13 protein-coding genes are annotated in these 14001 nt (G+C 60.0%); 10 read left to right on the forward strand and 3 right to left on the reverse strand.

Going from position 1 to position 14001, the window contains the following annotated elements:
- Window positions 1–26 precede the first annotated feature (26 nt).
- The gene (locus tag FDP25_RS01260; protein WP_154148366.1) at window positions 27–965 is read left to right on the forward strand and encodes a methylenetetrahydrofolate reductase; all 939 of its coding nucleotides are present in this window, start codon (window positions 27–29) and stop codon (window positions 963–965) included.
- 3 nt (window positions 966–968) lie between these two features.
- Complete coding sequence (locus tag FDP25_RS01265) at window positions 969–2036, forward strand: methyltetrahydrofolate cobalamin methyltransferase (protein ID WP_154148367.1); 1068 nt, start codon at window positions 969–971, stop codon at window positions 2034–2036.
- Between the two features lie 559 nt (window positions 2037–2595).
- Here the strand turns inward: FDP25_RS01265 and FDP25_RS17375 are convergent.
- On the reverse strand, window positions 2596–3213 hold the full coding sequence (locus FDP25_RS17375) for an APC family permease (protein WP_154148368.1): 618 nt from the start codon (window positions 3211–3213) through the stop codon (window positions 2596–2598).
- Between the two features lie 127 nt (window positions 3214–3340).
- Between FDP25_RS17375 and FDP25_RS01275 the strand changes: the two genes are divergently transcribed.
- The 7 genes from FDP25_RS01275 to FDP25_RS01305 all read left to right on the forward strand — a co-directional run bounded on the left by FDP25_RS01275 (window position 3341) and on the right by FDP25_RS01305 (window position 10727).
- The gene (locus FDP25_RS01275) at window positions 3341–5785 is read left to right on the forward strand and encodes a Lon protease family protein (protein ID WP_172982720.1); all 2445 of its coding nucleotides are present in this window, start codon (window positions 3341–3343) and stop codon (window positions 5783–5785) included.
- The gene (locus FDP25_RS01280; RefSeq protein WP_154148370.1) at window positions 5782–6501 is read left to right on the forward strand and encodes a hypothetical protein; all 720 of its coding nucleotides are present in this window, start codon (window positions 5782–5784) and stop codon (window positions 6499–6501) included. Before FDP25_RS01275 ends, FDP25_RS01280 begins: the two co-directional genes overlap by 4 nt.
- Window positions 6501–6764: a hypothetical protein gene (locus tag FDP25_RS01285; RefSeq protein WP_154148371.1), complete on the forward strand. Its 264-nt coding sequence runs from the start codon at window positions 6501–6503 to the stop codon at window positions 6762–6764. Before FDP25_RS01280 ends, FDP25_RS01285 begins: the two co-directional genes overlap by 1 nt.
- Window positions 6765–6940: 176 nt before the next feature.
- Window positions 6941–7573 (forward strand): tyrosine-type recombinase/integrase, encoded by a 633-nt coding sequence (locus FDP25_RS01290; RefSeq protein ID WP_154148372.1) that lies wholly within the window; start codon window positions 6941–6943, stop codon window positions 7571–7573.
- A gap of 376 nt (window positions 7574–7949) precedes the next feature.
- Window positions 7950–8456, forward strand: coding sequence for a hypothetical protein (locus tag FDP25_RS01295; RefSeq protein WP_172982721.1), 507 nt, complete (start codon window positions 7950–7952; stop codon window positions 8454–8456).
- A gap of 88 nt (window positions 8457–8544) precedes the next feature.
- Window positions 8545–9072 carry a gluconate 2-dehydrogenase subunit 3 family protein gene (locus FDP25_RS01300; RefSeq protein ID WP_154148374.1) on the forward strand — a complete coding sequence of 176 codons (528 nt, stop codon included), beginning with the start codon at window positions 8545–8547 and terminating at the stop codon, window positions 9070–9072.
- Window positions 9069–10727 carry a GMC family oxidoreductase gene (locus FDP25_RS01305; RefSeq protein ID WP_154152972.1) on the forward strand — a complete coding sequence of 553 codons (1659 nt, stop codon included), beginning with the start codon at window positions 9069–9071 and terminating at the stop codon, window positions 10725–10727. The genes FDP25_RS01300 and FDP25_RS01305 overlap by 4 nt, the downstream gene beginning before the upstream one ends.
- Before the next feature lie 415 nt (window positions 10728–11142).
- Here FDP25_RS01305 and FDP25_RS01310 read toward each other — a convergent pair whose 3' ends face one another.
- Together FDP25_RS01310 and FDP25_RS01315 are read right to left on the reverse strand one after the other, a co-directional pair.
- Window positions 11143–12165, reverse strand: a complete 1023-nt coding sequence (locus FDP25_RS01310; RefSeq protein WP_154148375.1) for an IS110 family RNA-guided transposase — start codon at window positions 12163–12165, stop codon at window positions 11143–11145.
- A 315-nt stretch (window positions 12166–12480) separates the two neighbouring features.
- Window positions 12481–12777: a nickel-binding protein gene (locus FDP25_RS01315; protein WP_154148376.1), complete on the reverse strand. Its 297-nt coding sequence runs from the start codon at window positions 12775–12777 to the stop codon at window positions 12481–12483.
- A 150-nt stretch (window positions 12778–12927) separates the two neighbouring features.
- On the opposite strand from FDP25_RS01315, the gene FDP25_RS01320 reads away from it, so the two are divergent.
- The gene (locus FDP25_RS01320; RefSeq protein WP_154148377.1) at window positions 12928–13929 is read left to right on the forward strand and encodes a GlxA family transcriptional regulator; all 1002 of its coding nucleotides are present in this window, start codon (window positions 12928–12930) and stop codon (window positions 13927–13929) included.
- Window positions 13930–14001 lie beyond the last annotated feature (72 nt).

The following is a 14001-nucleotide window of genomic DNA, read 5'->3' on the forward strand; positions in this document are numbered from 1 at the left end:
GCCCGAGATCGCTATGGGAGGCCGCAATGGCTCTGTTGAACTTCAAGAAGCGTGACGCAGGCGCCACTGCCCCTGCCCCCGTCAACCCGCAGGTCGAAGCCTTCCTCAAAGGCTATTCGATCGAGGTCATGCCGCGCACCGCGGAAAAGGTCGAAAACTTCCGCGACCTGCTGCCCGAAGGCACCCGCGTCTACATCGCCCACATCGAAGGCACGCCCATCGACGACATGGTGAAAACCGCCGCACGTCTGGCGGCCGACGGATACCCGGTGATGCCGCACTTCCCCGCACGCATCATCAAGGATCAGGCCACCTTGGCCGACTGGATCGCCCGCTACCAAGGCGAGGCCGGTGTCGATCAGGCGCTCTTGCTGGCCGGTGGCGTCGACAAGCCGCATGGCGATTTCCACTGCTCCATGCAGCTGATGGAAACCGGTGAATTCGACAAGGCGGGCTTCAAGCGCCTGCACGTCGCCGGGCACCCCGAAGGCAACAAGGACATCGACCCCGACGGCTCGCGCAAGAATGTCGACGAGGCGTTGCAATGGAAACAGAAGTTCTCCGAACGCACCGATGCCGAAATGGCCCTCGCCACCCAGTTCGCCTTTGACGCCAAACCCATCATCGCATGGGCTGACGCCCTGCGCGAGGCGGGCATCACCCTGCCCGTTCACATCGGCATCGCCGGTCCCGCGAAACTGCAAACCCTGATCAAGTTCGCCATCGCCTGCGGCGTCGGCCCCTCGCTCAAGGTCCTGCAAAAGCGCGCCATGGATGTCTCCAAGCTCTTGCTGCCGTACGAGCCGACCGACGTTCTGGCGGAACTGGCCGCGCACAAGGCCGCGAACCCCGATTTCAACATCGAACAGGTTCACTTCTTCCCGCTTGGCGGCATCAAGACAAATGCCAACTGGGCCATCGACCACGGCGGCGCCTCGGGCGTCCCAGCAAACCAACAAGGATAAACCATGACCCGTACCATCATCGAAAGCAAAACCAAGACCGCCGTGATGGGCTTCGATGAGCCGTTCTGCGTCATTGGCGAACGGATCAACCCCACCGGCCGCAAAAAACTGGCCGCCGAACTGGAAGCGGGCGATTTCTCGACCGTCGAAAAAGACGCCATCGCACAGGTCGCCGCCGGCGCCACCGTGCTCGATATCAACGCGGGTGTTGTTTACAACTCCAACCCCAACCCGAACGAGACCGAACCGCCCCTGATGCGCAAGGTCGTCGAACTGGTACAGGGTCTGGTCGACGTGCCGCTCTGCATCGACAGTTCCGTGCCCGGCGCGCTGGAAGCGGGCCTTGACGCTGCCGAAGGTCGCCCGCTTTTGAACTCGGTCACGGGCGAGGAAGAGCGCCTTGAACTGGTTCTGCCGTTGGTCAAGAAATACAACGTGCCGGTTGTGGCCATCTCCAACGATGACACCGGCATTTCCGAAGACCCCGAAGTGCGTTTCGAAGTCGCCAAGAAGATCGTCGAACGCGCCGCCGATTTCGGCATTCCCGCGCATGACATCGTGGTTGACCCGCTGGTTATGCCGATCGGCGCCATGGGCACCGCCGGTCAGCAGGTCTTTACCCTTGTCCGTCGCCTGCGTGAGGAACTGGGCGTGAACACCACTTGCGGCGCATCGAACATCTCGTTCGGCCTGCCCAACCGCCACGGCATCAACAATGCCTTCCTGCCCATGGCCATGGGCGCTGGCATGACCTCGGCGATCATGAACCCGGTGGCCCTGCCGGTGAAACAGTCCGAGATCGAGGCCAAGAAGGCCGAAGTCGCCGCTGCGGGCCTCGTCCTGCCCGAGGACATGGATGACGAAACCTTCTGCCAACTCTTCGGCCTCGGCTCCACCCTGCCGCGCCCGGGCAAGGAAATGGAGGCTATCCGCGCCGCCAACTTCCTGACCAACAACGACCCGCACGGCGGCGAATGGATCAAGTTCAACAAGGCCCCGCCGAAACCCGGTGAAGAAGCCGCCGGTGGCCGGGGTGGCCGCTCCGGAGGCCGCCGCCGCCGCCGCGCCTGATCCTAAGGTTTACAGAGAGTCCAAAGGCCCCGCTCAACAGCCGGGCCTTTTTTGTGGGGAAACCACCAAACGGTCATGGGCAATATCGATCCTGAAAATGGGGGCTATGCGCAGGGAGGGGGTTTCCAAAGTCGGGAGCCTTCGTCGCCCTTCGGAACGTGATCGGCCCAAAGCCGCCGCTGGTCGACCCAACCCAATGCTTTGGTGCGGCCCGTAGAAGCGGCCATTCAAGCCCGGCACAGCATTTTAACTCGGCGAATGATGGCAGAGCGGGACGGAGTTGCCTCTCGAGATTGCTTTCAATGTCCGAATGTCTGAAATCTGCGTGCTGGCATATTCTGAGCGTCAAAGACGCGCTTCCGGAAAAAGCCTTATGATCCAAGGAGCCGCGCTTCGCCCAGCAGTCCAGCGCAACTAAGAGCGCCCGCGAGTGGCATGATCGTCGGCACACTGAAGCTGTCCGCAGGGCGCGATTCGCCACCAGCCTTGAGCCGCACAAGAGCCAGATTGACCATGAAGAAAACGAAAAGCATCACCGCCGAGGTGGTTTCGACCAGACCTATGCCGGGACGGCCCTGATCGCGACCAAGGAAATCAGGACATAGATAAGCGTCACCAGATAGAGGGTGATGGCGATGGCACAGGGCAAATCACGGCGCGGACTGCGGGCCTCTACGACGAGATTTACAATATCGCCGAACCTGTTGAAGGTAAAGAAGGTGATCAGGTTGGCCGCGAGCACGCCCTCCAAGGCGCCTGTATCCGACAAAGGCGGCAGGACCGTGGCTGAAAGGTTGACGAGTGCGGAAGGGTCGACAGCGATGCCGCCGAGGATGATGACCAAAAACCCGATGACCTCGATCAGGGTTTCGCTCCAGCAATCGCGACGCTTTTCTGTATATCCCAGGCCGCGATCGCGGCCATGTGGAGCACGATTGCCGCGGTAGAGGCCATGACGATGGCTGAAAACGGAAAGTCTGCTGGTGCATACATACCCGCCCGCATGACCATTTCGTCGACGAGAATTTAGATCACTGCCCCGATCGTCACCCCGAGACCGTAGCGCACGAGGCCAGTCAGGCCAAACGACCGCATCAGACGAATCTCGCGGTCCGAGGATTGATTTAGGTTGGTGATGGCCCCGTCCCGACTTCGCTTGCTTGAAGCCGAAGATCACACAGGGACCGGCGTTCGAACCTTGACGTACGTCAAGGTTCGGGATGGACCGCTGTTGATAGAGATCAGCCCAAGGGAACGCGGGATGCTATAGCGTTGCCAGACAGGATATGGACGGAAGAGGAAAGATGGTGACTGAAACGCCCCGTGCGCTGCCTCTGGAGCAACTTAGGCAACGATGCGATCCCGAAACGCTATCCCCGGCAGCGCTCGGGCGCCATTCCGGAAGCGGTTTGATCGGTCAGAACCGCGGCCTTGAAGCCCTGCGGCTAGGCGTCGACATCAGGCACCCCGACTTCAATCTCTTCGTGGTGGGGCCGCAGGGAACAGGTCGCCACACTGCAGTCGAGGAGATTCTCAAGGAGCGGGCCCTGCGCCGGAAAACTCCCGAGGACCTCGCATACGTCAACAATTTTGACGACCCTCGAAAACCGGTGGCCCTCGGGCTTCCCGCCGGGGTTGCAGAGCGGCTCAAGGACGAGATGGTGCGAGTCGTCAACGACCTCGCCAACGACATCCCTGCGTTGTTCGAATCCGACGAATACAGGACGCAGAGACGCATCATTGATGAGGAGTTTGGCACGCAGCAGGAAGAAGCGATGGCCGATTTCACGAGCCGTGCCCGGTCGGAGGACATCGCGCTGCTGCGGACACCCATGGGTTTCATGGTGGCGGCGATGCGCGATGATCACGTCGTCAAGACGGAGGAGTTCAACAAGCTTCCGGAAAAGGAACAGTCGGTCATCGAGGAAAAGATCGCGCGCTTCCAGAGCGAATTGCAGGAGGTGCTTGCCAAGACGCCGAAACTGGAGCGGGAACACCGAAGCCGCATCGAGGCGCTCAATGCCGAAATGGCGAAGCGCGCCGTCTCGGGTCGGATCGGCGAGGCCCAGGAGGCTCTTGGCGACGCGGGAGCAGCCGTCGATTTCCTGTCCAGGGTCCACGACGACATGGTCGAGAACCCCGAACTTTTCCTGCAAGCCGCGTCGGAACGGCCGGACGGCCCGTTTCCGGAGGTTTCGGGCAAGGCACATCTCGAGCCGCTCTTTCGGCGATACATGGTCAATGTCATGGTCGCCTATGGGCCGACGGCCCCCGAAAGCGCACCCGTAGTTGTCGAGGATCTGCCGACCTTCGACAGGCTGATCGGACGGATAGAACATGTCTCGCAGATGGGCTCGCTTGTCACGGACTTCACGCTGATCCGCCCCGGCGCACTGCACCGCGCAAACGGCGGCTATCTTGTCCTCAATGCACGCCAGGTGTTGAGCGAGCCCTATGCATGGGATGCGCTCAAGCGGAGTATCAAGGACCGGTCGATCGCAACCACCTCTCTTGCCGAGCGGGTCAGCCTGTTCTCGACCACTTCGCTCGAACCGGATTCGATACCCCTCGACGTCAGGGTGGTCCTCGTCGGAGACCGGTCTCTCTACGCGCTTCTCGTCATGCGCGATCCCGATTTCCAGGAGCTTTTCAAGGTGCAGGCGGATTTCGAGGAAACCCTCGAGCGCAACGACGAATCACTTGGCGATATGGCGCTTCTGTTGCGCCATTATGCCGAGAAGAACGATTTGCTGCCCGTAGCCGACGATGCGCTCGCCTGTCTGCTCGATGAGTCGAGCCGGCTTGCCCAGGACGGGAAGAAGATCTCGCTCCGGGTTGGCCCTGTCACCGACATACTGCGCGAGGCCGAGCACTACGCGCGTGCCAATGAGCGAAAAGAGGTCCTGAGAGAGAATATCGAGCGGGCCGTGGTCGAGCGCGACAGGCGGGCCTCCCGGGTCCGCGACAGTGTACAGGAAGCGATCGCGCGTCGGACCTTGATGATCGACACGGACGGAAAGACCGTCGGACAGGTCAATGGCCTCTCGGTGCACGAATTTGGCGGCTTCCGGTTCGGACGGCCCTCCCGCATCACGGCGCGTGTCCGGACGGGAAGTGGCAAGCTCATCGACATAGAGCGCGAGGTCGAACTCGGCGGCCCGCTTCACTCCAAGGGCGTCATGATCCTGTCGGGCTATCTGACGACGACCTACGCCCTCGACATGCCGTTCTCGCTTCACGCGAGTCTCGTCTTCGAACAGAGCTATGGCGGCATCGAAGGCGACAGCGCATCCTGCGCCGAACTGGTCGCGCTGCTGTCCGCATTGTCCAATCTGGAGATCCGTCAGGACATAGCAATCACCGGTTCGGTCAACCAGATGGGTCAGGTTCAGGCCATTGGCGGCGTGAACGAGAAGATCGAGGGGTTCTTCGACATCTGCACCGAACGGGGGCTGAGCGGCAATCAGGCGGTTCTCATTCCGGCCGCCAATATCGACCACCTGATGCTTCGGGACCGCGTGACGGATGCGGTCGAGGCTGGGAGGTTCAGCGTTATCCCGATCACAAGCGTCGATGAGGCGGTTGCGCTGATGACAGGCGTTCCGGCAGGCGCGCGGGGGGGTGATGACGGGACATTTCCCGAGAACTGCGTCAACGCTCTGGTCGAGGCGCGGCTGCGCGAATTCGCCATGACGCGCAAATCCTTCTCAGACCGCGCCGCGGCGGCGGATGGAGGAGAGCCGCGATGAGCGCGGTGAGCCGCAAGCTGATCATCGCGGCCGAGAGCCTCGAGGGTGCGGACGCGGCCCTGTCCCTGTGCCGTGCGATCCTTGGATTGGCGCCCGCCATGCCGTCGGGCCTGATCATCGAGCCGGTCGGCAACGACTACTGGAGCGGCCGCGATCCGAAGATCATCTCGACACGCGGCATCTTAATGATGGCGCCTCCAAGGGTCGACCGGTTGCGGCGGATGGCGAGGCGGGATGCGGCAGAGCTTGGCGCGCGCCTTTCAGACCTCGCGAAAGACCTGGACACCGAATGGGACTGCACGGTGGCCGCCGGAGATCTCGTGGGCGCGGCCTGCGCCGAACTGAGAGACGCGGATATCCTGCTGCTGGGGCAGCGTCCCCTGTTCCGTGGATTGAGCCGCGTCGTTCTGCTCGGAGGCGAAAAGGGCCCATCGGAGGCAGCCCGCATCCTGGCCGGCGCGCTGGCGCAGGAATCGCGAACCTCGGTTGCGGTGTTGTCTGCCGAAACCTGCGCGGACGACCAGATCACCGCCCTTGTCGAGCGGACACACGCAGTGGCACTGGTTCTCGATTTGCAAGCCGGCCCCGTAATGAGCGAGGAAAGCCTCAAGCGGGTTTACATGGCCGCACGATGCCCCATCGTGGCCTTGGGGGGCGCACGCTTTGGGCGGATCACTTCTAAGGCAGGCGCGTCTCGCGTCGACAGGAGAGACTGATGCAGGACGGCATGATTCACGAGGGAGCACCGGGCTTCGAGGACTTTATCGAAGAGGAAATGGCCGGTCTCGGCCATCGCGCGCAGCAAAGAGGCCTCTGCGTCGACTGCCTGACAGACCGGTTCATTGTCGAAATGGTCGCCAACCTGGCGCGATCCGGCGTGTCCTCATCGGATATTCTCAGCATGGTCGTGGATGGGTTGGTCCTCGCTGAAGAGGAAGAGCCGCAAGAGCGTGTTGGTCGGGTGCATCGGATGCATTGAACTTGGCCCTGGTTCAGACGAGGCGCGCCTCGCTGCACGCGCAAACACGTCCTGGCACCTCGCGGTCATTTTGGGCTCACTGCCGACCTCGGATGCATCGCAGCATCATGTGATATGATGTCTTGTCATCGTCGGGTTGTCGATGTGGGAGGGCGTGGTCGATCGGAGGATCCATCATGGAAACACCAAACTTACCCGCTATCCGCGTACTGCGCCCAGTCTGGAACAAAGGCCGGATCGTTGGCCAGAAAAGGCCGCTCAAGCCCAAACATGTCTGGGCGATCAGGGTGCGGCTGGAGCAGGATGAAAACCATCGTGATCTGGCCCTCTTCAATCTTGCCATCGACAGCAAGCTGCGCAGCTGCGACTTGGTGAAGATGAAGGTGATCGATGTCATGGCGTCAGGCCAAATCAAGGAGCGGGCGTCAGTGCTACAGAGCAAAACCCAGAAACCTGTGCGTTTCGAAATTTCTGACGGTACCCGTGCATCGCTGGCAAGGTGGATGCGGGAGCCGCTCATGAATGGATCAGAGTACCTCTGGCCTGGGCGTTTTCACGAACGGCTTCACATCTCGACCCGCCAGTACGCGCGTATTGTCCGTGAGTGGGTGACGTCCATCGGTCTGGAGGCCAGCGCCTATGGCACGCACTCGATGCGGCGCACGAAGGTGACGCAGATTTACAAGAAGACTGGCAATTTGCGGGCGGTCCAGTTGCTGTTGGGGCATACCAAGATGGAGAGCACTGTCAGATACCTTGGCGTTGAGCTTGAAGATGCGCTGGCGATCGCTGAAGCAATCGAAATCTAAAGGCGTGAGCCGTCTGCGCGGACGACCCAAAGCGGACATTGGAATATGGAACAATCATTATGGTAGCCCGTATGCGACGACACGCCTCGCTCAACCGGGGTTCTGCTGGCAGCACCGAACATTCAGGCAGTAGCCGCCGCGAAGTGACATAGGTAGGTGCAGTTCCAATCCATCCCTCAGCGCAGACACTGGACTTGACCTGTATTATCACGCTGTTCATGCTCAGTATCGGGGCCTACTGTATGAAGCTTTCCCAGTTCGAGGCAAGGCTCCGCCTTGATGATAAGACTCGACATAAAAAGTTGAAATGTTACGAATTAGTCATTTGGAGGCTAATATGAAAATAATACGGCTATTCACTTCGGTCCTTAGTATTATGTTTCTCGCCACCCATGGTTTCGCTGGAACTGCTGGCCCGCCGCCCGTGACGCCACCGGCGGTCAACACTCCCGGCAGCAATGACGATACATCACTCTTTGTTGGTTTGAACTGGGGTATCGGCTCCCGTGGCACACTCGAAGGCGTTGTTGGTGTGATTCACAGCAATGTTGATGCGGGCGGTGATGTGGAAGGCGGTCGTCTGTCGATGCATTTTGATCTGCTCGGTCGTGATATTGCCCCGAATGTACGCCTTACTGGCATTCTTGGTGACGAGGACATTGCCGGAGAGGCTGGACTCGGTCTGGGCTTCGATGGCACCCCCTTCGGGATTCTGGGCGGCATTGGGAACCATTACAATTTTGGCGGGACGTTAGGCTTCGATGGAAGTGCTGGCGGCTACATTGGGACCCATTCCTATGGCGAGTTTAACGACAAACCCACGGCTCCGGCTCCAGCGGCACCACCTAATCCTCAGCCATCCGCCTTACCAATTCAGGAATGAGCTGACTCGGCAAGTGAGCCGGTCCAGGCATCGATGCCCACTGCATCAAAATCTCGTCTGCTACTGCACAAGGCGGCTTTGACGAACCATGAACAGCAATCGCGCGCCTGACAATCAATCTGCGCAAAGTTCAACAAGCGCATTGGCCGTAAACCGTAGAGACGCGATTTTGCAGCTGGCTTCTGGCTGCATGGTGGCGCTGGTGTCTTCGCCGGTGTTCGGACAAACTGCAACAATCGAACGCGAGACTCTGGATGTCGTGATCGACACTCTCTTGCCAGCGGATGACGTCACGCCGTCGGCCACAGCGCTTGGCGTAAGCGACGAGCTTATGTTGTTTGCACCAAAGGGAAGCTCTCTGCACCGTCTTTTCGCGCTTGGGACGGCTTGGCTCAACACATTGGATGAACGTAGCTTTGCAGAGTTGCCATCCGAAACTCGTCAAGATGTGCTCAGATATATGGAACAGGCAGATTACAACGAGGTGCCGGGGCGGTTCTTTCAATTGCTGCGCCAGATGACTGTAGAAATATACTACGCGCAACCGCAGACTTATGTCGGGCTTTCACTCAAGCCAGCCCCACAGCCGGAGGGGTATCCTCCTCCGTGGAAATGAGTGATGAGGCATATGATGTCGTGATTGTCGGCTCGGGAGCCGGTGGAGCCGCATCTGCATGGGCCCATACGGTAGCCGGGCTGAAGGTCCTTCTGCTCGAGGCAGGGCCGCGTTTCAACCCGTCGCAAGACTATCCTTTGACAGAGCCGGGATGGGAGCGCCGAACTTTTCCGGTCAAGTCTGGCAGTCGCGCGCAAATACTCTATGGCGATCTCGGGCGACTCGATCCTGCAAAAGCGGACTTACAGAGCTGGAACGCGGCTCAGGGCCGGCGCCCCTTGAATAACCGCCGCCAGCCCAGTCGCTCAGGCTATGCGCATGTTCTGGGCGTGGGGGGCTCCACTCTGCACTATGTCGGGGAGGCGCACAGGCTCCACCCTGAAAGTTTCACGCTCGCGCGCGACCATGGCATCGGGGCAGACTGGCCACTGGCGTATCAAGAGCTGGAGTCCTACTACACCAAAGCCGAATACCTGATCGGTGTTGCCGGACCAGAGACCGGCGGTGCGCGATGGCGTTCTGCCCCTTATCCGCAATCGGCGCATCCGCTTAGTCCAGCGGCCCAACGTCTGGCAGAGGCTGGTCTGCGCGTTGGTCTGCCATTCGAGCCGAATGCCCGTGCCGTGCTGTCACAGCCATTTGATGGTCGCCCCGGCTGCAATTATTGCGGGCAATGTAGTCGCGGTTGCCCTTTGGGAGACAAGGGTTCAGTCGATGTCACGTTTCTAAGGCATGCAGAAATGACTGGACGCCTCAAGCTTATACCGGAGGCACGGGTCATACACATTGAGGCCGCACGCAGCGGTCGGATTGCCGCAGTTCACTATGTCCACGAGAAGCGTCACATACGACAGGAAACCCCACAGTTGATCCTCGCATGCGGAGCGGTGCAGACACCTCGGCTCCTGCTTGCCGCAAAAAGCACGCAAACGCCTGATGGTCTTGCTAACGGGTCGGGCCAGGTCGGCCGTAATTTCATGGAAACCCTGTCATGGCATAGCACTGCGCTGCTGCCTGGACTGCGCAACAGTCATATGGGTCTTCCCGCAGATGCGGTCGCATGGTCCCAAAGTGCTCCAAACGGCGTACCTGAAGCCGTGGGCGGCTGTCGCTATACCTCAGCCGTTCAAGAAATCGGACTGACCGGTCCGGTCGCCTATGCATCGCGACTTCTCTCTGGCTTTGGAGCGGCGTTGAAAACGAGACTGCGCTCCAGTTTTGGATCCGCCATTACCGTCGGCGCAACAGGCGCAGTCATCCCTGATGAGCGCAGTTACATTGCCTTATCCGACACTGAGAACGATAGCGATGGCTTAGCTCTTCCCGTAATCAATTCGGTATTGAGTTCAAACAGCCTGAAGTTATTACAAATCATGGCGAGCAATACGCGGGAGCTGTTGCGCCAGACCGGGACGGAAATTCTTGTAGAAGAGTTTGGGTCTTGGGATAAGTTTACAGCAACACATGCTTTGGGGACTGCACGCATGGGCGCCGACAGTGCCACCTCTGTGACGGATCGATTTGGTCGCAGCCACGATCATCCGAACCTCTGGATAGCCGATGCAAGTCTATTTCCCACTTCTGGTGGAGGCGAAGGTCCATCTCTTACGATCCAAGCCCTTGCCTTGCGCCAAGCCGAGCGCATCAACGGGTGACGGAAGCTCCAGAAAGCCGACAAAATTACTCAATACTGCGATAGCTTATTCCGCCTTCTTGGGACGCTTCCCGGGCGGCTGCTTCACTATGCTCGAAGTTCCGCTGTCGGGAAATAGGGCAGGCTTTACAAACTGCACCAAGCTGTCGTTCGTCAACTGCACAGCGAATGACATGTGTGGATGGCTCCTGCATAGCAAGACATTTTTGATTTGATTTGTGCATTTGTCAGAAGCAGTCATGTGTCCGGCCTGTTTGCGCGGTTTTGACCGCTGGCCCTGATGGGTTCCGCAAACCAAGTTCCTTACAGCTTAGCGGGCTATGACGCCCGGGACATTCGGCGGAGTGTCTTGGTTTTGGCGGCAGACTTATGCACCATCATCTCGCAGGTCTTGCTAACTCGTTGTTCCTTTCTTCTCAGACTGCCGCACGGGGGCTGTAGGGTTCGTCGCGGGTTAGGACAGCCCAGACTATCCGGGCGGTCTTATTGGCCATGGCGACAGTTGCGACACGGGCGGGTTTGCGTTCGAGCAGTGACGTCAGCCACTTGCTGGCACGTTCGGGGTGGGACCGTGTTTGTCGGACCAGGGATGTCATGCCGACGACAAGCAAAGAGCGTAAATACTGGTCGCCCATCTTGGTGATCCGCCCCAGCTTTTCCTTGCCTCCGCTGGATTTATTTGCAGGCGTCAAGCCCAGCCAGGCGGCGAACTCCCGGCCATTGCGGAACTGGTGCCCGTCGCCGATGCTGGCGATGATCGCAGAAGCCGTCACCGCGCCGACGCCGGGTATCGTGCGCAACAAACGGACACGCGCATCTTCTTTGGCCACTTGCTTGAGGCGCTCTTCATACCATCGGATCCGTTTATGCAATGCCATCAACTGTTCTGACAGGTTGCGGATCACCTCATTGGCGATGTCTGGCAAATCGAGCACTTCACCCAGTGTGATATCCTCAGCAAACCCAATCACGCGGGCCAGTCCTCTGGGGATGTAGATGCCGAACTCGGCAACCAGTCCTCGCAAGCCGTTGATCAACTGCGTTCTTTGACGAACCAAAAGGTCGCGCGCCCGATGCAGCGACAGCAGGGCTTGTTGCTCAACCGTTTTAATCGCCACAAAGCGCATGGTTGGGCGTGTCACCGCTTCGCAGATTGCCTCCGCATCAATGGCATCAGATTTCCCACGTTTGACATAGGGCTTCACATACATCGGTGGGATCAAACGCACCTCGTGGCCTAAGGCCGTCAATTCGCGGGCCCAATGATGGGCGCTGCTGCAAGACACCATGCCGATCAGGCAGGGGTCCAACTTAGCAAAGAACGGCAGAAACTGTGCCCGTCTCAGGGGCTTGTTGAACAACACAACGTCGTTCTCTGCGATACCATGGACTTGGAAAACGTTCTTGGCCAGGTCAACGCCGATTGTGGTAACTTGCATGGGGTGGCTCCTCTCAAAGCAGATTTAGACACCTGCATTATGGCGCATTGCGACGCCGGTTGAAGCAGGAGCCATCCACCCCATCAGCTCTCCGCCCACTCCGCAGGTGCGCCGCGAACGGCCCGAAGCTGTCACTCACCTTGCCATCAAGTGTCTCCGATGTTGGCCGCCGAACCAGCCAATCGCTGCATATGTGAAAAGTGCCCCATTAACACATCAAGCCGCATGTCTGACATTCTGACCGTACGCGTCGCGGGGTCACAGCTCATCAATACTGTTGGATTTCCCTCGCAGAGACCTGCGAAGGAAATGCTGTCATACGATGGTCACCGGCTCTGGATCGTCTCGTTTCACGGCGGTGCCGCTGACCAGCCGGATATCCTCGCTCGGGGCATCGATGCGACGCCCGTGTTCTCGGATGGCGTCCCGGTCGCGGGCTTCGTAGATGCAGACCGATCCGATGCGGCCATCTTCCTCGGTCACCGCGTAACTGCGGATCCAACGGAGCCGGTCCTTCATTTCCTCGCCGACCTGAAGTGATTTATCGTTGGTCGTCGCAAGTTCGTCTTCGTTCGACCAGATGCCGTGGCGGCGGATGATGTAGAGATCCATCTTTGCCTCCTCTCGTTTTCGTTTGTGGTCAAAGAATGAACCCTGAGCGAGCGAAATGGCACCGGGTGATACGGACGGATTGCAGGGGGGATCGTGCAAAAGAGCGTAGAGCGGATGAAATTCCCGCGCCGAAATGGCAGTATGCCATGAATGACGGAGTTCAACGACAAGCTGGACGTCGCGGTCGTTCTCGTCAACGACGGCTACGCGTCGACGGCCGTCGGGCCGATCGAGGTCTTCTCGGCCGCGGGAACGATGTGGCGCGAGATGTGCGGCGATGATCCCGAACCGCGGTTCCGGGTCACGACGGCATCAATCGACGGCGCGCCGGTGCGAAGCGCCTATGGGCTGAACATAGCCCCAGACAGGGCCATTGCGGATCTGGGAACGGCCGACCTGATCATGGTTTCCGCCTCCGGCCCTGTCCCGAACGACTGGATGGCGCGCCACGCCGCGATCCCACCCTGGCTGGCAGAGCGGTATCAGAACGGCACCCGGGTCGCCGGGGTCTGTTCAGGGGTCGCCTTCCTGGCCGAGGCTGGCCTGCTCGATGGCCGCAGGGCCACGACGCATTGGGGCGTCGCCGACGGGTTCCGGCAAAGATACCCTGATGTCGACTGGCAGACCGACCTGCTCGTGACCGAGGATGCCGGCCTCTATTGCAGTGGCGGCGTCAATGCCGCGAGCGACCTGAGCCTGCACCTCGTCGAGCGCCTCTGCGGTCGCACCGTCGCGATCGAGTGCTCGAAGGCGCTGCTCCTCGACATGCCACGACCCGGCCAGTCCGGCTATGCCATGCTGCCGCTGGCGCGACCGCACGATGACGAAAAGGTCCGGGATGCCGAGCATCACCTCTCCGAACATTTCGCCCGCGACGTTCCTGTCGAGGAACTCGCGGAACGCGCAGGCATGAGCCGCCGCAACCTCGTACGCCGGTTCAAGGAGGCCACCGGCCACATGCCGGGTGTCTACCAGCAGATGCTGCGCGTCGCCGCCGCGCGAAAAATGCTCGAGGACGGCGCGCCATCCATTCAGCAGGTCGGGCTCTCCGTGGGTTACGAGGATGTTGCCTTCTTCCGCCGCATCTTCAAGCGCCATTGTGGCATCACGCCATCGGCTTATCGCGACCGTTTCAGTCCGAACCGCGCATAGGCCCGTGACTTGGAAGGGCAGCACGGGCTCCTCCCGGGGAAGAGCCTGCGGTTTATCTTGTCCTGCGGCCGG

The organism is Roseovarius bejariae (assembly GCF_009669325.1).
Taxonomy (GTDB): Bacteria; Pseudomonadota; Alphaproteobacteria; order Rhodobacterales; family Rhodobacteraceae; genus Roseovarius; species Roseovarius bejariae.

Bases quoted from the DNA above. Each gene is read 5' to 3' on its own strand.
- FDP25_RS01260 (WP_154148366.1), top strand. From the start codon at position 27: ATGGCTCTGTTGAACTTCAAGAAGCGTGACGCAGGCGCCACTGCCCCT.
- FDP25_RS01295 (WP_172982721.1), top strand. From the start codon at position 7,950: ATGTTTCTCGCCACCCATGGTTTCGCTGGAACTGCTGGCCCGCCGCCC.
- FDP25_RS01290 (WP_154148372.1), top strand. From the start codon at position 6,941: ATGGAAACACCAAACTTACCCGCTATCCGCGTACTGCGCCCAGTCTGG.
- FDP25_RS01310 (WP_154148375.1), bottom strand. From the start codon at position 12,165: ATGCAAGTTACCACAATCGGCGTTGACCTGGCCAAGAACGTTTTCCAA.
- FDP25_RS01285 (WP_154148371.1), top strand. From the start codon at position 6,501: ATGCAGGACGGCATGATTCACGAGGGAGCACCGGGCTTCGAGGACTTT.
- FDP25_RS01300 (WP_154148374.1), top strand. From the start codon at position 8,545: ATGAACAGCAATCGCGCGCCTGACAATCAATCTGCGCAAAGTTCAACA.
- FDP25_RS01315 (WP_154148376.1), bottom strand. From the start codon at position 12,777: ATGGATCTCTACATCATCCGCCGCCACGGCATCTGGTCGAACGAAGAC.
- FDP25_RS01275 (WP_172982720.1), top strand. From the start codon at position 3,341: ATGGTGACTGAAACGCCCCGTGCGCTGCCTCTGGAGCAACTTAGGCAA.
- FDP25_RS01265 (WP_154148367.1), top strand. From the start codon at position 969: ATGACCCGTACCATCATCGAAAGCAAAACCAAGACCGCCGTGATGGGC.
- FDP25_RS01305 (WP_154152972.1), top strand. From the start codon at position 9,069: ATGAGTGATGAGGCATATGATGTCGTGATTGTCGGCTCGGGAGCCGGT.
- FDP25_RS01280 (WP_154148370.1), top strand. From the start codon at position 5,782: ATGAGCGCGGTGAGCCGCAAGCTGATCATCGCGGCCGAGAGCCTCGAG.
- FDP25_RS01320 (WP_154148377.1), top strand. From the start codon at position 12,928: ATGACGGAGTTCAACGACAAGCTGGACGTCGCGGTCGTTCTCGTCAAC.